The sequence below is a fragment of the Acinetobacter sp. A22 genome (assembly GCF_030913345.1).
Lineage (GTDB): Bacteria > Pseudomonadota > Gammaproteobacteria > Pseudomonadales > Moraxellaceae > Acinetobacter > Acinetobacter junii.
This window is the reverse complement of record NZ_CP133162.1, coordinates 2135942-2160376: the sequence shown is the minus strand read 5'-3', so window position 1 is coordinate 2160376 and position 24435 is coordinate 2135942. Positions and strand designations below refer to the sequence as shown.

Sequence of the window (24435 nt, the reverse complement as noted above, 5' to 3'; positions counted from 1 at the left end):
AAAAAGTGTTTATAAATTTAATGTATTTTTCATGTTTTAAATAATACGATTTTTACCTATTGGCGAGTTTCTTGCAAAGTTGAGATTTGTCTTTTTGATATATGAATATTCAATGTTGCAGAGATTCAAATCTAGTCTATTTCTTCAAGTCATTTTTGCGTTAATTCTCGGTATTATCATTGGAATCAGTTTTCACGATTTTTCTTTAGCTTTAAAACCACTAGGTGATGGCTTTATTGCACTGATCAAGATGCTTATTGCGCCTATTGTTTTCTGTGTAGTTGTGCTTGGATTGTATGGAGCAAATGATCTTAAAAAAATGGGGAAGGTTGGCGCAAAAACGATTTTATATTTTGAGATTGTGGCCAGCATTGCTTTGGTTTTGGGAATTGTGATTGCATATGTCTTCAAACCTGGCGTTGGTATGAATATTGATATCACCCAGTTAGATGGAAAGGATTTAAATGTTTATACCGAACGTGCGCACACGATGAGTTCGGGATCAGATTTCTTATTACATATTATTCCTAAAACATTTGTAGATGCTTTTGCTCGTGGTGATATTTTACAAGTCTTATTGATCGCTATTTTGTTTGGTGTCGCTTTACTCATGATTCCAAAGCATTTGGCAGAGTTGGTATGTAAAGCAATCTAAGCTTTTTCTGAAGTGTTTTTTAAGATGATGGCTTTAATCATTCGTTTAGCACCAGTTGGGGTATTCGGTTCAGTCGTTTATACCACTGCTAAATTCGGATTAGATTCATTGGTTCAGCTTGGCTATTTAGTCTTATTGTTTTATGTGACTTGTATTTTGTTTGTACTTGTTATTTTAGGTGGAATCCTGAAATTTACAGGTTTAAATATATTTAAATTTCTAAATTATTTTAAAGCAGAACTATCCATTGTATTGGGAACTGCATCCTCTGATTCGGTGCTATCTCAGATAATGAAAAAGTTAAAAAATCTAGGAATTAAAGATTCCACCGTGGGTTTAGTGATCCCGACAGGTTCTTCTTTTAATCTAGATGGATTCTCTATCTATCTAACTCTTGGCGTTATATTTATTGCCCAAGCTTGCAATATTGATTTATCGATGCATGTTTTACTTGCAATTTTATTGGTTTCTTTGGTTACTTCAAAAGGTGCACACGGTATCCCAGGTTCTGCACTAGTGATATTAGCTGCAACTTTGTCTGTCATACCCAGTCTTCCAACGATTGGCTTGGTGTTGTTATTGTCCGTTGATTGGTTTATTGGGATTGTACGTGCTTGTACGAATTTGATCGGAAACTGTGTGGCAACGGTTGCGATTGCTCATTGGGAACAGGATATTGATCATGCACGTGCCCAAGCTGTATTGGATCAAAAGATTGAGTTGAATTCCTAGATTAAATCACTATCTGAGACAATAAATAGTTTCTTAAAAATAGCATTTCTAATTTGCATGGAGCTTATATCTAGCCTATATTTTTAATGGAAAATTCATCAAAGGAATGTGCAATGTCTCAAACTTTACCTGTATATCACGGCAGTTGTTTATGCAACGGTATTCGTTATGAAATCCATGGCGAAATTGGAGATATTGTGCAATGTCATTGTCAGCGTTGTCGTAAAGCCAATGGCACAGCTTATGCCACAAATGCTCCAATTAAAGTAAGTGATTTTAAAATTACGCAAGGTGAGCATCTACTCAAAAAATTTCAATCCACTGAGACGACTCAACGTTGTTTCTGTACAGATTGTGGCTCACCTATTATAAGTATTAAATCAGATATACCTGAGTTTTATCGCCTAAGAATAGGTACTCTGGATACCGCTATTCAGCAAAGACCAACCATGCATATTTTTGCTGCATCAAAAGCTGAGTGGGACTGTATTGCAGATGATTTACCACAATATGTTGAGCGACCATAATCGCTTTAGGTTGAGGATTAAACATGATTTTTGAGACGGCATCGTTAAGCCCAACGGAAGTGTATCGACTTTTAGTCGGTGGGATTACCCCTCGACCAATTGCATGGATCAGCACTTTATCTAAAGATGGTGTCGCCAATATCGCCCCTTATTCATTTTTTAGTGTGGCGAGTTGTAACCCACCGATCTTATGGTATTCACAAGTGAACCCACAAAGTGGGCAGGATAAAGACACACTTCGAAATCTTATTGATACTCAAGAGTGTGTGGTCCATATCGCTGATACAAAACTACTTGAGAAATTGAATTTGTCTTGTGCATCATTAGCTGCTGAGCAAAGTGAATTTGAATATGCTGAGATTGCATCTTGTCCAAGCTATTCAGTACAACCTTTATCTGTTCAAGACTCTTTGGTTCGTTACGAGTGTCGCTTAAGAGAAATTTTAGAGTTCAGCACACTTCCCTCTGGGGGAAAAGTTGCTTTACTCGATGTTCAGGCGATTTATGTAGATGATCGGGTCTGGAATGGAACGATGATAGACCAAGAAAAATTAAACAGTCTTGGAAAAATGGGTGGTGATTTTTATAGTTTAACTAGTGATCTGCGTAAATTATCGAGACCGCAAATTTAATCGAGATTCAAAAAAGGAGGTTTTAATCCCTCCTTTTTTTAGATTATTTTACAGACAATGCCTGACCTTCAAATTTCACACCATCCCAGCCATTTTGCATAAACTGACGAATATTTTGGTGATCTGTTCCTTCAGGTGTTGCGAGCACAGATGCATAGTGTTCCGCAAATAAACTTAAAGTATCTGCTTGGTTTAAACCTTCTAATTGAGCAAAACTAAAGACTTTTGCACTTCCTTGGTTTTCAGTTGCAGCATTAAATTGAGCGCCATTTTGAAAAGCTGTAGGCGTGTGTTGATAACGTGCTTCAATAAAGGCAATAACATCAGCAAATTTTGCAGAACCATCTTTCAGTTGTGCCAATAAGGTTTGAGCCATTTTAAAATTCCATGTGCATAAAATGAATGTGAGCATCATACCATCGAATCAAGAAAATTGATGTTTGATGCTGTGGAAACTAGACCGAATAGGGCAAGCTGTTTATGCTGTAAAAGATAAATCAAATGTATAAATAATAATGAATCGACATCATTTTAAAGTACCTAAACACAAGCCTTTCCTCCGTTATTTTAGCTTGCTGCTTAGCTGTCAATTTATATTGACTGTGCGTCGTTTTTTCATGCATCTATTACCCTTTATACGATTTGAAAGTCAGGCTAGCCATATTGTGTATTTATCATGGTTAGTCGATATCGAGCAGGTTCGAGAACGCTATCCTGAGCGGGTTCATTTATGGGAAAGGCAGGGGAAAACAGTTTTTACCATTCTCAGTTACCAACATCATCATTTTGGCTTTCGTTTTCTTGGTCCATTTCGACGTTGGATGCCTTCTCCTCGACAAAGTAACTGGCGTTTTTATCTCAATGATACGGCACCTAAAACGGTCATTTTTGAACAGGTTTTGATTGACCATGCTTTATATGTTGTTGGTGGTCGTCTTGCAAGCGATGTAATGCCTGCCCAATATGCTGCAAAGTTCGAGCATCAATTTGATTCTAAACAGCAGACTATTCAGACGGAGGTTTATCTAGATCAAGATTATTCTTTTAAGAGCCATGTCGGTATTCGACAGGAAAAAAGTTTACCTGCAACATGGCAGAATTTATTTGATTCATGGGCGGATGCTGTGCATTTTCTAGTTGACCAAGATCATGCATGGACAGAGTGGGTTGATCAACCCCAACGAATGTCGCAAGGTGATATTCAAATGCCAGTCTGCTTCGAGCAAATTCAAGCCGCAGAAGTGCTTGCTCTAAGCCCCCCTGAACTGCTAAAGCAGTTCCAAATAGACGCTGATGCAGATGTTTTTGCTTTTGTAATTCCTGCTCTAGATTTTCACGTCTTGAATGAAAAAATATTAAATTGAACATCAAGTTGTGGATAACTGAAGCGTTATACACAGGAAAAAACATAGGTTGAGTTGTTCAAAATCTATGTTATTTTAGGATGAAGGAGATGGCATTCCTCCTTTTACAAACCGCCAAACTGGCTAATGATGCCTACGTTGTCCTGTACAGGGAGCGTAGGTTTATGCGCGCTCTGTTTATCTTCTGGAGTCCGCAGATGGCAAAAGTACTCGCTATGTTTAATGCATTACTGTCTCCAAATCTGAGTTTGGAGTAAATCATGTACTATCCACTTATCTCAATTGCATTAGGATCAATCTTAGGTGCTTGGCTACGTTGGTTGATTGGTTTAAAGCTCAATCCTATTTTTCCAGCGATCCCATTGGGTACAGTCACCGTAAATTTTATTGGTGGTTTTATTATTGGATTTGCAATTTCATATTTTTCACAAAGCGCACTTAGTCCAAATTATAAGTTATTTGTGATCACAGGTTTTTGTGGTGCATTAACGACTTTTTCAACCTTTTCAGCAGAGATCATTGCATTATTGCAACAAGGTAAACTGAGCTATGCTGTTGCTGCGATTGTTATTCACGTGATTGGTTCACTCGTCTTTACTTTGATTGGCATGAGCTTGCATCAGTGGTTGAGTGCTGCATAGTTCGGGAGAGAACTTATGAATGGATTCTTAATTACCTTTTATGCTGAACGCAGTCGAATGTACCAAGGTCAACCGATTGTTGAATGGTTATTGTCCGTTGCCCAACAAATGAAGTTGGGAGGTGCAACAGTCATAAATGCAACACATGGCATGGATCATCGCGGGCAAATTCATTCTGCAGGATTTTTTGAGTTGGCTGATCAGCCTGTTCAAATTCAATTCGCCGTGAATGATGAACAGGCTACAGCGTTGTTTGAATTTCTTGAAGAAAAAGCGATTTCTCTATTTTATGTCAAGCAGGCTGTTGAATATGGTGTGATTGGACAATCATCACTGCGAGATGGATGACAAATTTTTGACATAAAAAAAGAAGTCTAAGTGGAGGAGATATAACCTTAGACTTCGAATGCTTCTAATGTACAGCGTCAAACTTAAAATAAGATTAAGCTTTACGACTAAAACGACCAAATCGTTTATTGAAGCTCGCAACACGACCTTCGTTGCTTGCTTGACGTACTTCGCCTGTATAAAACGGATGTGATGCGCTTGAAATATCTAGAGTCACATAAGGGTAAACTTGACCTTGATATTCTTTAGTCTGTTTGGTTTGGATCGTACTACCAATCAAGAAGTAAGCATCGGCATTGGTATCGTGAAATAGTACTTGTTGGTAAGCAGGGTGAATATCTTTACGCATTTTTAAGACTCCTAAAATTTTATAGAAATGTTATAACATAACAATATGTGAAGTCAATTTTGAGTATTTCAAGTTTTGCTTTGAAATGACATATAGATTTTCGTCTTTCGATTAAGTAAGGGGCACTAAGTTTTAAGAAATTTAACTAGGCACGAGTTCTTCAAATAAATCGTTTAGATTGTCATGCACTTTGAGATGAATGAGATTCCAATAATGTCCAGATACAGTACGATTCACCATCAATGTATCGGGAGAAGGTTTAAATACATCCCAATATTTTAAAGATTTTTTCACTAGGCGCATGCCATCGTGATGTGAAGAGTTTTCTGCAAAATCATAATGTGTACTGAGCGGACGTAATAAAATTTCAATCCATTGACTATAAAGTTCGTCAGGGAACTTTTCTTTTTCAGCCAATGCCTTTAATTCGACTAATAAGTCTTCAACTTGAGCAATATTCTCTTGTCGAGCAGCATTGACGAGAGATTTAAAATATTGAACGATCTCAGGCGATAAGGTTTTTACACTGCCATAATCGTAAATAATTACGCTACCATCTTCTCTAAATGCAAAGTTACCTGGGTGTGGATCGCAATGAAATCGTCTTAAAAAGAAAATTTCTTGTCCAAGCGCACGTACGATTCGACGACCAATTTGATTGCGTGTTTCGACAGACCACGTACTTGCCGTTTCGATTGATTCACCTTTTTCATAACTGAGTGTGAGTACACGGCGAGATGAATAGTCTTTATAGACGGTAGGTATAATCACTTGTTGATCGAGTTTTTCATGGAAGGTTTTAAATACTTCTAGGTTCTGGGCTTCAATTTCATAGTTCAATTCAGCTGATAGACTGTCTTGGATTTCTTTAAAAAGTTGATCTTGAAGTTTTTTATCAATTTTTAATACACCCATTAAACGTAAAGCAAGGCGAACCTGTTTTAAATCGCTTTCACAAGCTTGATCGACACCAGGATATTGTACTTTGACTACCACTGCTTGCCCATTCGGAAAAAGAGCACGATGCACTTGACCGATGGATGCTGCTGCAAATGGTTCGGTTTCGAAAGAGCTAAAAATTTGGTTTAAGGGTTTGCCTAACTCTTTTTCGACTTGCTGCTGGATCGCAGCAAAAGGCATGGCAGGGGCTTGGCGTTGTAACTTAGCAATCGCTTTGGCGACTTCTGGTGGAAAAATATCTTTGTATTGAGAGGCAATCTGTCCGACCTTCATTACAGCACCTTTCATTTCTCCAAGTGTATCAGCGATTTGAATTCCGATATCTTGGAAAAGTTGGCTACGTGCTGCATTTTTTTGTTCTTCATCGGCAGTGAGATTTCGAATAGAGTTAGCCACGCTTTTGCTTGCAATACTTGCGGTCATGCCTGCCAGTTTTAAAAAGCGTTTACCGGAAGAACTCGCATGCTTTGCCATATTCGTTAGACCTCAATTGTTTTATCTCAAAGGAGTATCTTGATCATAGGGTACAAAACTTAAATTGCCTATAAGAAAATGTTAAGTGATGTAAGTCATTATTTATGAGTAGGTCGATAATAAATGGAAAGCTCAGTTGTTAGAGCTTTCCATACCATGAATACGTTAGAAACGAATATTCTTTATAGTGTTTTCTCTAAGCGTTGATTGTATAAATACAAACGACCAATCAATAATACACAAGCAATCGTTAAGCCAATAATCAAACCTAGCCAAACACCTGCAACACCCCAAATCGTATAACGAGCTAAATACAAACCGATTGGGAAAGCAATCACCCAGTATGCCATCAGTGTAATCCACATAGGGGCTTGCGTGTCTTGCATACCACGTAGGCAGCCTGCAGCGCTTACTTGCCATGCATCCATTAATTGGTATGCCATTGCAAACCATAGCAGATACATCGCCATTGGAATCACATCTATATCATTGGTATAGATTGCAACGATATATGGTCGAGCAGAGGCAATCAGAAGCATCGTGCACAATGCAAAGAATGTCGCACTTATTAATCCTACTTTCTGTGCTTGGCGCATGGCTTGCCAATTCTTTTCCCCATAATACATTCCGACCCGAATTGTTAAGGCAATCGCTAAGGATAAAGGAATCATAAACAACTGAGATGTGACTGAAATTGCAATTTGATGTGCTGCAATCGCATTTTCTCCCAGTGGTCCTAATACCAAAGCACCTGTGCTAAAAATACTGACCTCAAAGAAAACTGCTAAGCCAATTGGAAAGCCAAGTTTTAAAATTCGTTTAACCCAAGTTGGGTCTATTTTTTTCCATTGCGTAAAAATAGGAGCTTGTTTATATGCACTTGCTTTAGAAATGTATATTGCAAGTGTAATGAACATTAACCATTGTAGAATCGCTGTCGCAAAGCCACATCCAGCACTGCCTAGAGCTGGAATTGGCCCAAAGCCGTACATGAAAATAAAGTTCAGTGGAATCAGTACTAAGAGTGCCAATAAACTGATTACTGTGACTGGGCGAGGATGTCCAAGTGCTTCTGAATAGCTACGTAAAGCTGCATACATCATTACAGCAGGCATACCAAAACCAATCGCATGTAGGAATAGGCTGGCTTTCGGGAGGAGATGCTCTGGTACGCCAAAGTAAGGCAACAAAAGTGGCATACATTGCAAAATAAACATTGCAACGACACCTAGAATCAATGCTACCCATAAAGATTGACGTGCGATAGTCGGAATTTTTTCAGGTGTTTTAGCACCACGTGCTTCAGCGACGAGTGGTGTGGTCGCAATCATAATCCCAGCAAACAACAGCATGATAGGAATCCACAGACCTACACCCACAGCAATTGCAGCAAGATCGCCAGCAGAAAGATGACCTGCCATAATTGTATCAATCAAGCCTAATCCAGCTTGGGCAAACTGAGTGATTAGTATTGGTAGCATCAAGTGAAACAGTTGTTTTAATTCATAGCGCTTGCTGGTTGCTTGTAACACAAAAAATACTCTTATTTATTAAAAACGGAAGAAACGTTAGCGCTGTAAAGTGAGTAAAACGCCAATAAAAATAATGATACCACCGAGTAAACGCTGCCAGTTGATAGGTGCTTTATCTGTACCTAACCAGCCAAAATGATCGAGCAGCATTGAAATAGCGATCTGACCAAAAATAACTAATCCTGAAAATGTGAGAAAACCTAATTTTGGAGCAGTATAAATACTCATGCTAATCGCATAAACACCGAGAAATCCACCAATCCATAAATACCATGGAATGCTTGAAAGTTCATGTAAATTTGGTTTAGATGCATCCTGAAAATAGACGAGTGCCGCTAAAACAGCAGTACCGATGAGAAACGAAAGAAATGCTGCTTGAAGGGGAGAGCTTAAATGTTCTCTCAATTGTGAATTTATTGCAGTTTGAAATGCCATTGCAATTCCTACTCCAAAGGCTAAAGGCAGAAAGAGTAGCAATTGGCTAGAAATTTTCATCATCATCTCAATGTAATTGTTCTTCGTTATCTCAGTCTAACTGAATACTTACAGGATGATAAGCCGTGTCTACAGAACCAGCAACAGACTCTGTAAGAGTCATGTTAAAATAGCGATGTTCTGTCATTGAGCTTCTACTTTGAGTCTGTTAAATCCAATTAATATCCCACTTTCCTTGTATATCCATATGCCTTGGTGTGTGCGTAAGTGTCCTTACTGTGACTTCAATTCACATGCCGTGCCTGATGGTCAACTCTCAATGGATTTGGAACAGCAATATTTAACAGCATTGGTCGCTGACTTTGAAACACAAGTTGAAATGGCGCAGGGAAGATTAATTCATAGTGTATTTATTGGTGGTGGAACGCCATCATTGATTTCCGCTCAAGGCTATCAGTGGCTTTTTGATCAGCTTAAAGCACGTTTAAGTTTCTCAGATGATTGTGAGATTACCTTAGAAGCAAACCCTGGAACGGTAGAGCATGATCCTTTTGCGGATTATCTTTCTGTTGGGATCAATCGCCTGTCGATTGGTGTGCAAAGCTTTGATACAGAACACTTACAACGCTTAGGTCGTATCCATTCCGCGCACAATGCTATGGATGCAATTCAGCAGGCTCGTCAAGCAGGCTTTGAGCGCGTCAATGTAGACCTTATGCATGGTTTACCCTCGCAAACTGTCGAGCAAGCTCTAACAGATCTTAAGTTGGCTGTAGAGCATGGTGCAACGCACATCAGTTGGTATCAACTTACGATTGAGCCGAATACGGTTTTCTTTCGAACGCAACCTGCTTTACCGCAAGATGAGATTTTGGAGCAGATTCAAGAACTGGGTGAAGCATATTTAATTGCGAATGGTTTTATTAATTATGAGGTGTCAGCATGGAGAAAAGAAAAGCCATCTGCCCATAATTTGAATTACTGGCAATTTGGGGATTATTTGGCGATTGGTGCTGGTGCACATGGCAAGGTCACAAGACCTGATGGAGTATACCGTTTCCAAAAAACTCGTTTACCAAAAGATTATCTTGCTAAAGTTCCTGCTGAACATCTACAAATGAAACGTATCAAGGCTGATGAGCTACCTTTTGAGTTTATGATGAATGCTTTACGTTTGAATGAAGGTGTTGCTGCTGAGCTTTATCAGCAAAGAACAGGTCTAGATTTAAATCACCTGCAAACGCCATTGAGTAAATTACGTCAGAAAAAACTATTGCTTGATGATACAAGTAAAATTGCTTGTACTGAGCAGGGGCATATTTTTTTAAATTCAGTCTTAGAATCATTCTTATAAGAACAAAAACTCCCTTTAACGAGCATTGCTAAAGGGAGCACAAATATTAAAAATTAAAGTTAATGTTGTTTACATCCATCGTTGAAATCGTAACAGGTGCATTTTGAGTCGTTGCTTTTACTGTATCGGTCGCACTGATAGTGTATTGTCCATTTACGGTAATATCAGGAGTTAATACGATTGGCAATGTACCTGTGTATGGACCTAAATAAGGTGCACCTGTACTTAAGGATAAGCTATAGGCACCAGTGTCTAAAGTCGCATTGATTGTATTTACTGTATAAGTCGTACCACCACTAGTTTGTTTTGCATTGACTTTAATTAAGTCGCTGCTTGGAGTCGCTGTTCCACTAACACGATAGTGTGTTGCTACATTTGTATTAATCGGTAATGCTTGAGTAGAAATGGTGGTAGTTTGTTCAGCGGTGACAGGAACTGATTTAATCACTGCAGTTGCATATCCAGGAGCGGTTATAACAATGTCATAGTTGCCATTAGTTTTACTTTGGACAAGTGGCATTAATTTAAAGTCACCTGTCGCTGGTACAGGAGTACCTTTAATGATTTCACCATTTTGCTGTGCATAAACGGTTGCACCTGCTTGAGCAAGGCTTGGGCTGACGAAGCCACTGATGGTTCCACTCACAACTTGTGGTGTTGCTGTGACAACTGGTTTCAGGTTGTATGAACCATTTCCACGTTTCACAATAGATTGGCATGCATCAAAATCTAAAACAAGGTCAACTAGTGTGTCTGGCTTTACATCAAATGATCCCACGACTTTATAGCCACTCTGAGCCGCGCTCGGTGTCGTCAATGCTAGCTCGGTACCTCCTGTAGGAACAACAGAGTTAACCCACTTTGATCCTTGATTTTGATCCAGAACTAAACGGATTTGTGTATAGCGCCCAGCTGGAAGAGGGGTCTGTCCTAAAGTTGTGAGAGCACCATTGGTCAGTGTAAGTAAATCTATTTTTTTAGGATTAGCTAGTTTTACTGAATACCAGCCTGCATCACTATCTTTTGCTGTACTACTGCTATGTACTTTTACCTCTTTGACAGTGACATAGACGTGATCCATTCCACAAGCAGGGTTATCGGTTAGGCTGACATTGAGCGTGCCTGTATTGTTTGAATTATTATCAGCGCTGCTTCCACCACCACATGCAACTAAGCCTAAAGAAGTTATAGCAACCAAGCTAATCAATTGAATATTCTTCATGAATAGGTCCTTTCATCCGAGAATAGTATGTAAAATTGTTTTCGGAATATAAAAGATTTTGTCAAAATACTATGTTGTATAATTATAAATATTTGTTTTTATTGATTAAATTGGTGTGAGCTGGTTTCTGTTTTATACATAAAGATAGTTTTAGATCATGATTAGATATCATTTTAGATGAAGTAATCACAAATCCTAACTTCACAGATATTAACTTCATGAATAGGCATAAAAAAACCTCATCATATGATGAGGTTTTTTAGAATTTGGTGGGTCGTCCGCGACTCGAACGCGGGACCAACGGATTAAAAGTCCGCTGCTCTACCAACTGAGCTAACGACCCTGAATGAGGATAAGTAAAATAACCTTTACTTAGACCTTAGAGAAAATCTATGATTTTTCTAAGTTAAACCTCTTACAGGCGTTTGTAAAATACATTTTACAAACTATCAAAACATTAAGTGGTGGGTCGTCCGCGACTCGAACGCGGGACCAACGGATTAAAAGTCCGCTGCTCTACCAACTGAGCTAACGACCCTAAGCAAGCGATTAAACATGCTTCGCAAGTAAAACTAATCAGTTCTAAGTGCGTCTTCGTTTTGATGTTGCGTATTCTAGCAACTTATTCAGCTAACACAAGAGGAAATTTAAAAACATCTGCATGATTGTTTATAAAAAGCACGATTTCCTCTTGTTTAGCTAAAAAATAAACTAGAAACGGTATTGATATGCCTGAATATTCTCAAAGATTTCAGCATTTACATCACAGTATCTCGTTGCGCCTGGTAATAAAACCAACAAGCGTTCATCTGTCTTGCTTGGGTCAAATGCATCTTCTTTCAGCTTATTCTTTTGATACTTAAAGGTACCTGTTGTTTCAACTTTGGCTTGTACACGTAAGAACACTGGAATCGCATAAGCTGGTAAGCATTTCTTGAATACACTGACCATTTCCGTAAGGTCATTATCATTCAGTTCAGCGCCATCGGTTAAAGTGATAGCAGCCATACCTGCACGACCATTGGTGTTTGGAATTTCTACACCATAAACAACAGCTTCAGCGATCTTTTCGTATTCAGAAACCATGTTTTCAACTTCAGTCGTTGAAACGTTCTCACCTTTCCAACGGAAAGTATCACCCAAACGATCTACAAACTGTGCATGACGGAAGCCAATATCACGTACTAAATCACCAGTGTTGAAATACGAATCACCTTTAGTAAAGACATCTTTCAAGATAACTGATTTGTTTTTCTCAGGATCAGTATAACCATCGAAAGGTGAACGGCTAGTAATCTTACCTACGAGTAAGCCGACTTGCCCTGTTTTGACTTTCTTGCAATAACCCTTGCTGTCACGTACTAGTTCGTTTTTCTCTTTGTCATATTCAACAATTGCATATGGTGTTGGAGAAAAACCAACTGTATTGTCAAAGTTGAAAATATTGCTGAAGCCAACGTTACCTTCACTTGATGCATAAAGCTCAAGGACTTCTTGAACACCAAAGCGCTCTTTGAATTTGCCCCAAATATTTGGTCTCATACCATTACCAATCATTTTGGTAACACGGTGAGCACGGTCAAGTTCTGTAACGGGTGCATCCATGAGGTAACGACATAATTCACCGACATAACCGATCGCTGACGCATTAAATTTCTGAACATCTTTCCAGAATGCACTCGTCGAGTATTTACGACGTACAGCTAAAGTTGCGCTACCAGCAATCACACCACACCAGCACACGACGACGCCTGTTGCATGATAGAGCGGTAAAGTGACATACATTACGTCATCTTTACCTAAATTTAGAATATGACCGTATGTACCATAAGCAAGTGTCCAACGGCTATGCGTGAAGATTACAGCTTTAGGCAAGCCTGTCGTACCAGATGTATAGATATAGAATAATCCATCTTTACCTGTCACAGTGTGTGTGGTTGATGGATTGAATTTAGGGAATTGATCAATTTGTTGAGCAAGATTGACATAGCCTTTAGGTGCTACACCGGCATTTTGACGAGTTTCTTGATCTGCAAACCAATGGAAACGATCTTGAGCAACAGTTAAATCTTGACGAATTTCATCTATCGCAGCTCGTACTTCTTCGCCAGCAATCACCGCGATAGGATTAACTAAGTTAATACTGTGTGCTAGAACTTTGCCGACCTGTGATGTATTTACAAGTGCAATCGTTACGCCAATTTTAGCTAAAGCAACAATAGTGGCAATCAATTCAGGGCGGTTTTCGACCATCACTGCAATTACATCACCTTTTTTTGCCCCAATCGACAAGTAGTAATGCGCAATTTGGTTTGCCCATTCGTTCAAAGCACTGTAGCTATAACGTTGATCTTCAAATAACAGGGCGATTCCTTGCGGATTACGCTTAACTGCTTTTTCAAAGGCAATTCCTAAGCCTGCTGGGGAAGTAGGCGTCCGCAAATAAGCCTGTTTAAGACCATTGAGGATATGAGGTACTTTTGTGATGAAGTTGGGAAGGCGAGTTGCGACATCACTAAGGGTAATAATATCGGTCTGTGTAGTTTGGCTCATATCAATCCTGTTTATTTTTCGATCAATCCAAAAAATGGCTATCTGTTGGAACACAACCATTAAGATCATTGTTGTTAATGCTGTTTTTTAATGGGAAGTTCCTAGAGCAATCAACCTAATCTGACAAAATAACAAAAAAGCCTAGTCATCGAAATGACTAGGCTTGTGCTTATTGTGTGCAATTTAGCAAATTATTCATTGCCAGCAGTTGCTTTTTTCGGTGGACGACCACGAGGGCGACGAGGGCGACTAGATTTATCTTTCTCTAGTTTCGCAGCTTCATCTTCCGCTTCAGTCTCATCACCTTCAACAACAGTCTCTACTTTTTCTTCGGCTACAGCAACTTCAACGGTTTCTGTTTCAGTTGCTTCTTGTTGAAGAACAGTGGTTTGTGCTTCTTCAATTGCTTCTGCAGCAGTTTCTTGAGCATCTTGCACTTCTGTTGCCGTTGTGAGCTCGAGAGGTTGCTGCTCAGGAATTGCATCAACTGGCTCTGAAGTAGAAGTTGCTGGTTCAGCTTCTTTTGCTTCAACTGGCGTCTCTGCGGTAGTTGCTGGTTGAGCTACTGAAGCGTTCGCTGCAATATGTGCTTCTTTTGCTTGTTCCGCAGCAAGTTTGGCAAGGCGACGGCGTTCACGAGGGTCATTTGCAACGCGAGTCACAGGAGCTTCAGGTGGTGTTAACGGTAACACTGGTGCAGGTTCTGCTTCCTGAGTTGGCTTCTGTGAAGGAAGAACAGCATCACGTGTAACAGGACGCTTTTCTTCAACCACAACAGTTTCTACTGCAATACTACTTGCGTATTGTTCAGCGAACTTTTGTAATGCACGGTTGAACGTTGTGACTAAACCAAATTGTTCAATCAAAATTGTGCAATCTTCACCATAGATATGGCGAATCAGACCACCAATAGTATATTGCCCTAAGGTTGGTATCTGCGAGTGCGCAATTTTAGGTGCTGGCTTTTGATTAGTATGCCCGCCACCATGATGCGAACGGCGACGTGAACGAGGATCGTTACTTGCACGTTTTACAGGCGCTACTTGAGTTGATGGCTCAACAACAGCAGTTTCTTCAACTTCTGGCTGTGCCGCTTGAGTTGGCTCAACTGTTTCTGCTGTCGCATTTACAGCTTTTACAGACTCAGTGTGAGGCACATCTAACGGTACTTTTTCTGCATTAATTGCAACGATTTCACTTTGACCTTGATCAATATTTACGATCAATGCCGTGTTCATCGCTTCCGCACGTGGTGCATCAACAACGTCCACTTTTACTTGTTGTGGATTAACTGCCGCTTCAGCTGTGACTACTGGAGTTTCATTTAAAACACTTTGGTCACGATGACGGTTTGGTCGGTTCGGACGTTGTTGGTTGTTGCGATCACGACGTGGCAAAGGCGCAGACTCATTCACTGCAGTCTCTTGATGTTGCTGCTGAGCTTCTTGAGGTTGATGACGCTTTTGCTGGCGTTTTTGATCACGTTGTTCTTGACGTTGTTCATGACGTGAAACTTGAGTCACTTCTTCATGCACTTGATTTTGTGGTTCATGTGCATGTGAGTGTTGCTCACGTTGTTCTTTATGTTTGCGCTTCTTCTGGTTTTGATTAGGACGATGAGATTTTTCGTCTTTTTCAAATGTTTCACGTGCTTCTTGTTTTGCTGGTGCTTGTGAAATATAAGCGTTATTGCTTGCAGGAGCAGGTGTTTCTACAGCTGCAGGAGCAGGGATATTCACTTGTCCAAACTGACCACGACTTACTGCGCCGTTATTGATCATTTGCTCAATCGCAGCAGCAGCGTTTTGTGCAGAACGAGATTGATCAGTAGTTTGAGCTTGTTTTTGAACAAATAAGTTCTCTAACCAAGCACAAGGGCTTGCTGATTTCTGTACAGTCGCTTGAGCTGGTTTTGCTTGTGCAGCTTGAGCTTGATGGGCTTTCTTTTGTGGTGCTGTTGCATTTTGTGCAGGAGCAGCTGGATGGCTGTGATCTGCTTCTTCTAAATGCCAATCAGAAGACTCATAACCAAGTTCTTTTTCACTTGAACGAGTTGCTTCAGTACGTTCATAGCTAGATGGGGCAAAGCCATCTGGATTGAACTGGATTTGATAATGTGGTGTTTCCAAGTGCGGGTGAGGCAACACAGTGACACGTACATTTGAAGTTTGTTCAAGATAAACAAGGCTGTGACGCTTTTCATTCAATAAGAACGCAGCGATTTCAACAGGTACTTCAACTTGAACTTCACCTTGGCGTTCACGTAAAGCAATTTCTTCAACTTTACGCATAATCGAAAGTGACAGTGAACGTAAGTCACGAACCATTCCTGTGCCATGACAGCGTGGGCACACATAACCTGTCGCTTCTTCTAAAGAAGGACGTAAGCGTTGACGGCTCATTTCCATCAGACCAAAACGTGAAAGTTGACCGAACTGGATACGTGCACGATCGCTTTGTGTCGCTTCACGTAATTTCGCTTCAACCATACGTTGGTTGCGATCTTTGGTCATGTCGATGAAATCGATCACAACTAAACCGCCAATATCACGTAAGCGAAGTTGACGCGCAATTTCTTCAGCTGCTTCTAAATTGGTATTTAATGCAGTTTCTTCAACATCGTGACCACGCGTTGATTTCGCTGAGTTAATATCAATTGAAACTAAAGCTTCAGTTTGATCAATCACAATTGAACCACCTGAAGGAAGTTTTACTTCACGTTCATAAGCGGTTTGGATTTGACTTTCAATCCCGAAGTGAGCAAATAAAGGCTCATTCAAGGTATAAGTTTTTAACTTATCAAGCTGACGTGGCATTACTGCTTTAACAAAGTTATACGCTTCGTTATATGCTTGCTCGCTATCAATCAAGATTTCTGCAACGTCATCACGTAAGTAATCACGAATAGCACGCGTCACTACCCCTGCTTCTTGGTGAACAAGCATTGGTGATGGACCTGAACTTGCAGAGCTTTGAATTTGAGCCCAAAGATCCAACAAATGTTGTAAATCCAGTTGAAGTTCTTCTTGGGTGCGACCGATACCTGCGGTACGAACAATGACGCTCATGCCACGAGGTACATTTAGAGAAGATAAAATTTCTTTTAGTTCTTCACGCACAGAACCTGAAATTTGACGGCTGATACCACCACCTTTCGGGTTGTTTGGCATAAGAACTAAATAACGACCTGCAAGAGAAATAAAGGTAGAGAGGGCAGCACCTTTGTTGCCACGCTCTTCTTTCTCAACTTGAACGAGTAGTTCAGTGCCTTCGGTGATCAGTTCACGAATGTTAGAAGTTTGACGAGGATCTGCTTTGAAATACGAGTTTGCAATCTCTCGCATTGAAAGGAAACCTTGACGCTGAGCGCCATACTCGACGAAAACCGCTTCTAAAGATGGTTCAACGCGAGTGACGTGACCTTTGTAGATGTTTGATTTTTTTTGTTCACGAGTACGGTTTTCTAAATCGAAATCGTAAAGGCGATTACCAGTGATAAGTGCAACGCGAACTTCTTCGGCGTGGGTTGCATTAATCAACATACGTTTCATGGGTGTGACACCTAATAGTGATGCACACAAACAACAAGCTCAATACTTTTGAGCAAACATCAAATTGACGCGATCAAGACTCAGAGACTACTTTTATTTGCGAAGCTCTGAAACCACTGACTGTAAATTTCCAGTTTGGGCTTTGATACGGTTGTTTCGATGTTGGCAATACTGCTTCTATCTTTGGTCTGTTGATATTTCATCTCTGTCTTGCATCTGAGAAATATGGTAAGACCCCGACATAATCAAAGTTTCCTGTACGCTTCACTGGCGGGTGAGCGGTGCATTGGATGGTGACTTTCACTGTCATTAAGCATTGAAGTCGATCCATCTGGAAGTCTTGATACGGAATGATCATCGTATCACTGCTTAGCAGTTCCAATGCATCAACGCTTTAGCCTGAATGCGACATCAGGGAGCAAATTGTCTGATGTGGATCAGTTTACGTTTAATAACCAACAAATTGCTGGCGACATATTTTTTCTGAGCAAACTGCATGTGCTGATGCACAATTAAACGCAACAGTTTGTCATTTTGCCGATATAATAAGCCTTCGGCGTCGGCATAATTCTTTAGGACCTATCCGAGTTGTTGGTGAAGATCTCATCGATTTAAAATTTTATCTAAATAAAATTTCTGATTTGATGCTCACTTACGGTGGTATCCGTGCGCTGAATATATCAAACCTTGCGGCATCTGCCTATGGGCTAAGTTTAGGTTTCTTGTGAAATAACTTAGCTAAATGATCATTTTTTAATCGTATTTAGCAAATCTTGGATGAATCGAACGTATGAATTCTACACAACAATGGCAAAGTGTCACTTGGTTTGACGTGGATGAGCATCAAGAAGGGCAGCGAATCGATAATTTTTTATTTACCCGATTAAAAGGTGTTCCTAAAAGTCGAATCTATCGTTTGATTCGTGAAGGACAGGTTCGGGTCAACAAAAAAAGAATAAAAGCAGAAACACGACTGAGTATTGGTGACCAAATTCGAGTTGCGCCGATTCGTTATGAACAAAAAGATGAAACCGATGCACCCGTGAGTGATGGTGTAGCACAAAGTTTACTCAGCCGTGTGGTTTACGAAGATGAAGGCTTATTAGTGGTGAATAAACCATCTGGTATTGCAGTTCATGGTGGTAGCGGGGTTGCATATGGCTTGATTGAAGCCATGCGTGCTGCGACAGGCAAAAAATATTTAGAATTGATTCATCGTATTGACCGTGATACCTCCGGTCTAGTGATGATTAGTAAGAAGCGAAGTACCCTCAAGTTACTTCAGGATCTATTGCGAGAGCATAAGATTAAGAAGACCTATGCAGCAATCGTCAAAGGGCAAGTGAGTTTGGATCAGCAATTGATTGATGCGCCTTTGCTTCGTTATGAACTTGCGAATGGTGAGCGACGTGTCCGTGTCACTAAAGAAGGTAAACCGAGCAAGACGGAATGGAAGGTGATTGAGCGATTTGAAGCCGCAACATTAGTCCACGCTTCACCTTTATCTGGTCGTACGCATCAAATTCGTGTACATGGTCTAAGTATCGGGCATCCTTTGATTGGGGATGATAAGTATGGTCACAATACAGCTTATACAGGTCCTGAAGCACGCCGTTTATGCTTGCATGCAATGCGCTTAGATATTCCGAACTACCCAACCATCGAAGCACCAATGCCTGAAGATATGCAACAGGTGATTAATGAGTTGAGAAAGCAAAAATGAGTCAGAATGTTGAATTAGTCATTTTTGATTGGGATGGGACGTTGTTTGACTCGGTTGGGCAAATCGTGGCAAGTCTGCAATACGCAGCACAGCAGTTTGAACAACCGCTTACCGATGATGCTGCAAAGAGTATCATTGGTTTAGGCTTACCTGAAGTCATGCAAATTTTATTTCCACAGGTTCCGCATTTACAGCAAGATATTTTGCAATGCTATGCAGATCATTATGTTGCCAACTCTAAAGGTGATGCTTGGTTTACGGGTGTTGCTGAACTTTTGCTAGAGTTAAAACAGCAAGGTTTCAAACTTGCTGTGGCGACAGGTAAAAGTCGTAAAGGTTTAGATCGAGTTTTGAGCCAAACCAATAGCCATCACATTTTTGATATTACCCGCGCAGCTAGTGAAACTAAGTCAAAACCAGATCCGCTGATGTTGCAGGAAATACTCACGGAAATGGATGTGGCTGCTGAATCTGCAATTATGGTAGGTGATACCAGTTATGATCTTGAGATGGCTCAAAATATTGGCATGCCTCGAATTGGGGTGAGTTATGGTGTGCATACTGTTGAAACATTAGTACAGTATCAACCTTTGACGATTGCAAATGATGTGGCGGAGTTGCATCAGTATTTGCGCAATCACTTAGCTGAGTCTGCTTTAACTGAAAGTTAAACAACAAAAATCATTTGAGACGACATAGATAGGGATTGATCAATCCCTATCTTCAATAATAAAAATAGGGAAAGTATGAGTCGTTCCATTCGTTTACTTCATTTATTACAACTGCTTAGAGAATACCGTTATCCTGTTACTGCACAGGCGCTAGCCGAACGTCTTGAGGTTAGCCAACGCACTTTATATCGAGATATTGAAACACTACGTGAGCAAGGCGTCAGTATTGATGCTTCGGCAGGACTGGGATTTCAGCTAAAAGAAGATTTTCTTTTGCCGCCAATGACTTTAAATGAAACTGAAATTGAAGCAATTTTTCTTGCGTTGAATTGGTTAAAAGACATTCCTGATCAAGCACTGAAAGCGGCATCAACCTCCGTGTTAGCTAAACTGAATGCAGTTTTACCTCAGCACTGTCAGCATTTGCTAGAGCAGACGACCTTGAGGTCGATTAATACATGGTTGCCTGTCGATGAAATGCTCGTTGAGCAAGTGCGTTTAGCTATCCGCCAACAAGTAAAAATCCTCGTGGATTATGCAGATGAGCAACAACGAATAAGTACAAGAATGCTTTGGCCTTTTGCTTTAGGATATTTTAATGATCGTATTGTGTTAGCAGCATGGTGTGAGTTACGCGAAGGGTTTCGACACTTTCGTATCGATAGAATACGTGAGTTAAGTTTGACCCAAGTCCATTATCCACAATTCAAACAGCAATTATTTCAACAATGGTGGGTTCAAGAAGTGTGTGAATCGACTACTGACAAAAACTGACAATCAAAGCGATTAAATTTAAATAAAACCAATAAACAAGGAAATACAAAAATGGCACTTAAACTTTATACCAATAGTTTTTCACGCGGTGTGGTCGTGGATTGGCTACTACTAGAACTCGGAATTGAATGTGAGCGTATTGAGGTTGCATTTAAAACTGAAATGAAAACACCAGAATATTTGCAGATGAATCCTTTTGGTAAAGTACCTGTTCTGGTTGATGGTGACATTGTTATTTATGAATTGGGTGCAATATGTGCCTATTTAGCTGATAAATTTATCGATAAAGGACTAGCACCTGCACTCAACGATCCCAAACGAGGTTTATATTATCGTTGGTTGTTCTTTATCTCAGGACCATGGGAAGCGGCAGCGACAGATCGAATGTTGGGTATAAATGAGGTTACACCTGAGCAGAAATCTTCGATTGGTTATGGTGACTACCAAGATGCTTATCATGCTTTTGTGGTTGGATTGAATGAAGCAGCTCCTTTTTTATGTGGAGAACAATTCACCGCTGCTGATGTGTTAGTTGCAGCAATGCTATTTTGGCAGTTGAAAATGGGTGAAGTACAGTCGCATCCTACGATTGAGCGATATTTACAGAGTGTTAGTCAGCGCCCAAGTTATCAGAAGTTTGCTGAATTCTTTAGTAATGCTTAAGCCCAAACATCAAAAAAGCCGACAACTCGGCTTTTTTTATTTTTTCAGCTTGCATAAAGTGCAAATTGATCAAGTGCAAAAACTTGTCGAATCTCTTCCAAAAATTGTTCGGTCGCTTGATTGGGGGGATTTTTATTAAACGCCATAAATACATCCAAACTGGGCAATGGCTTAGCTAAGGGTTTTACAATGACTTGATCAGTCGCTAGGGCTTCCATATAGGATGGCAGAATTGCACAGCTCACACCTGAGTTTACCGCTTGAATGCAATCCACTATATGATTGGTTTCATGGATGGTTTTGAACTGAATTTTATTAAATTCAATATATTGCAAAATCGTTTTCGATAAGGGTTGTGACAATTTATTAGAAAGGATGGTTAACTCTAACTCTTTTAATTGCTCAAGTTTAATTTCTTCAAATTTAGCAAAAGGATGTTGTTTCGGGAGCATAAATACAAGAGGCTCTTTCAAAACTAACTGACTGGCAAAAGTATCATTTTGAAAATCTTGATTAATAAAAATAATGTCTAAATCACCTTTTTTTAATTCAGTGATTTGGTCAGTTTCTTTTAGATTGAGTGTACAAATTTGTAGTTTTGGAATTTTCACGCGTAAACGTGGCAAAATATAAGGAAAAATACGGATTTCTGCTGAAGGAACGAATCCAATTCTAAGACATTGAACTTTTGCAGCAGCAACTTGTCGCGCCATTGTCACTGCTTTATCTGCTTGAGTGATCGTTAAACGTGCCTGCTCTAGAAAAACGTGACCTTCATCTGTCAACTCTACTTTTCGTTTGGTTCTATGAAATAATTGAACACCAATATCATCCTCTAAGTCTTTGATTTGTTGACTTAAAGAGGGCTGTGCTGTGTGAAGCTTAATTGCTGCTTTACTAAAACTTAGCTCTTCGGCAACGGTGATGAAGTAACGTAAATGTCGTAATTCCATAAGACGAATCCAAGTGTGCCTTATTCTAGTTTTAGAAAGATTGATAATGGGTGAAACTGGCGTAAGACTATATCATAGCTGTTTTTATGACCGATGTGCTCAGTTTTGAGATAGAAAAAATGTATTAAAAACCTAAAATTGTGACTTAATCTGATCATGATAAAAAATTGAACCTTTATATAAATTTATGTTGACTCATTAGGTGAAAATCAGCATAACTAAATGGGTTCTACGAGGACTAAAGTGCATGAATTGAAATGCATTCAAACTTCTCAAAATTGATACATTCACGTGAGATGGAAAACGTTAAAGTAGAAAGCTATTTATCTGATAAATAGATCACCATCGCTGCTTGAGATGATTAAATTCCACTATAGAAGAAGTACATGAAAGATAAGCCGACATTAACTTACCAATTGCCGACCCAATCTTGCTTGAGCCATACTTTTGGGAAACCACCATTTCCTCATGAGGCTTCTGACCATTGTGGTTTTGATCGTTTTTATAATATTGAAAAACGTGATCCACCATTTGATCGAACACGCTTGTTTAAATGGCTTGCAACACGGAAGTCATATACGTGGAACGTTGATCGATATCACGAGCAAAATCTACGAAATCAGATGCTTGAGTTACCTCAAAATCGACCACATGCTGATTTAAATGACTGGAAAATTTGGTTCGTAGGGCATGCAACGGTATTGATCCAAATCGGTCGTTACAATTTCCTGACGGATCCCGTTTGGTGTGAGTATGTGAGTCCTCAGCAGGGGCGTGGTCCGCAACGTGTTTGCCCTGCAGGTATTGCTTTGGAACACTTGCCTTGGATTCATGGTGTGTTGTTAAGTCATAACCATTATGACCATATGGATATAGCCAGTTTAGAATGGTTGCATCAAAAATTTACGATGCCAATCTATACTGGGCTTGGTAATGGATATTATTTGCCTAAACACTTTCATGTTATTGAGATGGATTGGTGGCAAGAAATTCCGTTTCATGATGAATTAAAAATTGCTTATACACCTGCACAGCATGCCTCTGGTCGTGGCGTGCGTGATCAAAATCGGGCCTTATGGGGTGGTTTTTCATTATTGGCAAAAACAGGACATTGTTTCTTTGCTGGTGATACGGGATATTCTCCGCATTTTAAAAAGATTCATGAGCGTTATGGTGATGCCCGTGTAGCTCTATTACCAATAGGGGCTTACGAACCACGTCAATTGATGCGTTTTGTTCATATGAATCCACAAGATGCTTTTCATGCACACTTAGATCTACATGCCCACCGATCATTGGCGATTCACTATCGAACTTTCCAGCTCACCGATGAAGACCGTGATGCACCTGAACATGAGTTGCAACAAGCAATGAAGTCCTCGTCAAAATTGGTCAATCCATTTTATTGTATAAGAGAAGGACATTTTATTCGTGCTTGATCTGTTTGAGAGCATCAATACACCACAATGCAATAATTGAAAGGCTAATCAATCCTAGATTCATGACGACAGGATTAAATGCTTGGTAAATTCGGTTTGGGTAGATCAATAAAACGAAAAAAAATAACCCAATCAAACTGATAATATTTAGCCAGTGTAAATACCGCTGCGTAAACAATAAAAACATAAAACCGAAGATAATTTCAGCGATCCCTGAAAGTGAAATGATCCAGAAGATGTACTCTGAAGTTAAGCCCATGTATTGCCAAATGTATTGTTCATCTTCTACTTTAAAAATCAATTTTGGAAATAAACCCTGATAAATCCATAGTAAGGCAATCATCCATTGACTGAATTTCAAAATACGTTGATGGGTTTGGATTAATTTATTCATGAGACCATATCATCAGTTAAAAAATGCGCCGCGATTTCAGGTGTCATTCTGTAGCATTGTTCAGTCTTGCCAAAAAGACGATAACGGTTGAGCGCAATTCGTCGGTATCCAAAATCTCGGATCACTTTGGGAATAAACTGAGTGTACTGAAGTGTTGAATATGGAAAAGATAAGTGCTTAATGATTCTGATAAATGCAGTTGATTCTGTATATAGTTTTCCATGCTCTACTAATACCATTGTTTCAAAATGATCAGTAGGAAGTTGATATATCGTTAAAATACGTTGACCTATTGGTGACTGAACTGATGCTAACTTGAATTGAAGTTGAGGATCATTTTTCACCATGAAATCTGCCCATGCAGAGCATAATACACAATGAACATCAAACAAGATGATGCTATTGGTTTGGATTATATGATCGAGTGAAGTAGTCATTGTTATTATTTTCCTGATTCATTGTTGTGATCATAGTTCAAAATCCAGCATA

General features: G+C 39.7%; 22 protein-coding genes, 2 tRNA genes, 1 pseudogene and 1 riboswitch. Of the genes and pseudogenes, 12 read left to right on the top strand and 13 right to left on the bottom strand.

The window, feature by feature from the left end; all coding sequences use genetic code 11:
* Positions 1-112: 112 nt before the first annotated feature.
* The 3 genes and pseudogenes from dctA (at position 113) to Q9Q86_RS10555 (ending at position 2546) form a co-directional block, all read left to right on the top strand.
* Positions 113-1387: pseudogene (dctA, locus tag Q9Q86_RS10565) on the top strand (C4-dicarboxylate transporter DctA).
* A 113-nt stretch (positions 1388-1500) separates the two neighbouring features.
* A complete protein-coding gene (locus Q9Q86_RS10560; RefSeq protein WP_004916686.1) occupies positions 1501-1914 on the top strand; it encodes a GFA family protein in 414 nt (137 codons plus the stop codon).
* 23 nt (positions 1915-1937) lie between these two features.
* Positions 1938-2546, top strand: a complete 609-nt coding sequence (locus Q9Q86_RS10555) for a flavin reductase family protein (protein WP_042890903.1) — start codon at positions 1938-1940, stop codon at positions 2544-2546.
* Positions 2547-2589: 43 nt separating this feature from the next.
* Here the strand turns inward: Q9Q86_RS10555 and Q9Q86_RS10550 are convergent, their stop codons facing one another.
* The gene (locus Q9Q86_RS10550; RefSeq protein ID WP_004958735.1) at positions 2590-2922 is read right to left on the bottom strand and encodes a HopJ type III effector protein; all 333 of its coding nucleotides are present in this window, start codon (positions 2920-2922) and stop codon (positions 2590-2592) included.
* Between the two features lie 139 nt (positions 2923-3061).
* On the opposite strand from Q9Q86_RS10550, the gene Q9Q86_RS10545 reads away from it, so the two are divergent.
* From Q9Q86_RS10545 to Q9Q86_RS10535, 3 genes are all read left to right on the top strand, one after another.
* Positions 3062-3910, top strand: coding sequence for a DUF2071 domain-containing protein (locus Q9Q86_RS10545; RefSeq protein ID WP_112987613.1), 849 nt, complete (start codon positions 3062-3064; stop codon positions 3908-3910).
* A gap of 76 nt (positions 3911-3986) precedes the next feature.
* A riboswitch (Fluoride riboswitch) is annotated at positions 3987-4053 on the top strand.
* 117 nt (positions 4054-4170) lie between these two features.
* Entirely contained in the window at positions 4171-4551 is a 381-nt protein-coding gene (crcB, locus tag Q9Q86_RS10540; protein ID WP_004916675.1) for a fluoride efflux transporter CrcB, read from the top strand.
* Between the two features lie 15 nt (positions 4552-4566).
* Entirely contained in the window at positions 4567-4899 is a 333-nt protein-coding gene (locus Q9Q86_RS10535) for a DUF190 domain-containing protein (protein ID WP_112987612.1), read from the top strand.
* Positions 4900-4993: 94 nt separating this feature from the next.
* On the opposite strand, the gene Q9Q86_RS10530 is transcribed toward Q9Q86_RS10535, so the two are convergent.
* The 4 genes from Q9Q86_RS10530 to Q9Q86_RS10515 all read right to left on the bottom strand — a co-directional run bounded on the left by Q9Q86_RS10530 (position 4994) and on the right by Q9Q86_RS10515 (position 8712).
* Positions 4994-5248: a type B 50S ribosomal protein L31 gene (locus Q9Q86_RS10530; protein WP_004916670.1), complete on the bottom strand. Its 255-nt coding sequence runs from the start codon at positions 5246-5248 to the stop codon at positions 4994-4996.
* Positions 5249-5389: 141 nt separating this feature from the next.
* Positions 5390-6682 (bottom strand): AarF/ABC1/UbiB kinase family protein, encoded by a 1293-nt coding sequence (locus tag Q9Q86_RS10525; RefSeq protein WP_112987611.1) that lies wholly within the window; start codon positions 6680-6682, stop codon positions 5390-5392.
* A 182-nt stretch (positions 6683-6864) separates the two neighbouring features.
* The gene (locus Q9Q86_RS10520; RefSeq protein WP_112987610.1) at positions 6865-8214 is read right to left on the bottom strand and encodes an MATE family efflux transporter; all 1350 of its coding nucleotides are present in this window, start codon (positions 8212-8214) and stop codon (positions 6865-6867) included.
* A 36-nt stretch (positions 8215-8250) separates the two neighbouring features.
* The gene (locus tag Q9Q86_RS10515; protein ID WP_099949258.1) at positions 8251-8712 is read right to left on the bottom strand and encodes a DMT family transporter; all 462 of its coding nucleotides are present in this window, start codon (positions 8710-8712) and stop codon (positions 8251-8253) included.
* Positions 8713-8848: 136 nt separating this feature from the next.
* Between Q9Q86_RS10515 and hemW the strand changes: the two genes are divergently transcribed.
* The gene (gene hemW, locus Q9Q86_RS10510; protein WP_112987609.1) at positions 8849-10003 is read left to right on the top strand and encodes a radical SAM family heme chaperone HemW; all 1155 of its coding nucleotides are present in this window, start codon (positions 8849-8851) and stop codon (positions 10001-10003) included.
* Between the two features lie 46 nt (positions 10004-10049).
* Here the strand turns inward: hemW and Q9Q86_RS10505 are convergent, their stop codons facing one another.
* From Q9Q86_RS10505 to Q9Q86_RS10485, 5 genes are all read right to left on the bottom strand, one after another.
* Positions 10050-11225, bottom strand: coding sequence for a DUF4382 domain-containing protein (locus Q9Q86_RS10505; protein ID WP_112987608.1), 1176 nt, complete (start codon positions 11223-11225; stop codon positions 10050-10052).
* A 267-nt stretch (positions 11226-11492) separates the two neighbouring features.
* Positions 11493-11568, bottom strand: a tRNA-Lys gene (locus Q9Q86_RS10500).
* A gap of 119 nt (positions 11569-11687) precedes the next feature.
* A tRNA-Lys gene (locus Q9Q86_RS10495) sits at positions 11688-11763 on the bottom strand.
* A gap of 173 nt (positions 11764-11936) precedes the next feature.
* Entirely contained in the window at positions 11937-13778 is a 1842-nt protein-coding gene (locus Q9Q86_RS10490) for a long-chain-acyl-CoA synthetase (RefSeq protein WP_112986899.1), read from the bottom strand.
* 191 nt (positions 13779-13969) lie between these two features.
* Positions 13970-17329, bottom strand: coding sequence for an Rne/Rng family ribonuclease (locus Q9Q86_RS10485; protein ID WP_112986865.1), 3360 nt, complete (start codon positions 17327-17329; stop codon positions 13970-13972).
* 790 nt (positions 17330-18119) lie between these two features.
* Here Q9Q86_RS10485 and Q9Q86_RS10480 point away from each other — a divergent pair.
* From Q9Q86_RS10480 to Q9Q86_RS10465, 4 genes are all read left to right on the top strand, one after another.
* Entirely contained in the window at positions 18120-19052 is a 933-nt protein-coding gene (locus Q9Q86_RS10480; RefSeq protein ID WP_112986866.1) for an RluA family pseudouridine synthase, read from the top strand.
* A complete protein-coding gene (locus Q9Q86_RS10475) occupies positions 19049-19723 on the top strand; it encodes an HAD-IA family hydrolase (protein WP_112986867.1) in 675 nt (224 codons plus the stop codon). The genes Q9Q86_RS10480 and Q9Q86_RS10475 overlap by 4 nt, the downstream gene beginning before the upstream one ends.
* 75 nt (positions 19724-19798) lie before the next feature.
* Entirely contained in the window at positions 19799-20497 is a 699-nt protein-coding gene (locus Q9Q86_RS10470; RefSeq protein WP_004957644.1) for a YafY family protein, read from the top strand.
* A gap of 51 nt (positions 20498-20548) precedes the next feature.
* Positions 20549-21160 carry a glutathione S-transferase family protein gene (locus Q9Q86_RS10465; protein WP_112986868.1) on the top strand — a complete coding sequence of 204 codons (612 nt, stop codon included), beginning with the start codon at positions 20549-20551 and terminating at the stop codon, positions 21158-21160.
* A 44-nt stretch (positions 21161-21204) separates the two neighbouring features.
* On the opposite strand, the gene Q9Q86_RS10460 is transcribed toward Q9Q86_RS10465, so the two are convergent.
* Positions 21205-22113 (bottom strand): LysR substrate-binding domain-containing protein, encoded by a 909-nt coding sequence (locus tag Q9Q86_RS10460; RefSeq protein ID WP_112986869.1) that lies wholly within the window; start codon positions 22111-22113, stop codon positions 21205-21207.
* 386 nt (positions 22114-22499) lie between these two features.
* Here Q9Q86_RS10460 and Q9Q86_RS10455 point away from each other — a divergent pair, with 386 nt between their 5' ends.
* Positions 22500-23552 (top strand): MBL fold metallo-hydrolase, encoded by a 1053-nt coding sequence (locus Q9Q86_RS10455; protein ID WP_112986870.1) that lies wholly within the window; start codon positions 22500-22502, stop codon positions 23550-23552.
* Here Q9Q86_RS10455 and Q9Q86_RS10450 read toward each other — a convergent pair.
* Together Q9Q86_RS10450 and Q9Q86_RS10445 are read right to left on the bottom strand one after the other, a co-directional pair.
* Positions 23539-23946, bottom strand: coding sequence for a DoxX-like family protein (locus Q9Q86_RS10450; RefSeq protein WP_112986871.1), 408 nt, complete (start codon positions 23944-23946; stop codon positions 23539-23541). The genes Q9Q86_RS10455 and Q9Q86_RS10450 overlap by 14 nt on opposite strands.
* The gene (locus Q9Q86_RS10445; protein ID WP_112986872.1) at positions 23943-24383 is read right to left on the bottom strand and encodes a thiol-disulfide oxidoreductase DCC family protein; all 441 of its coding nucleotides are present in this window, start codon (positions 24381-24383) and stop codon (positions 23943-23945) included. Before Q9Q86_RS10445 ends, Q9Q86_RS10450 begins: the two co-directional genes overlap by 4 nt.
* Between the last annotated feature and the right edge of the window lie 52 nt (positions 24384-24435).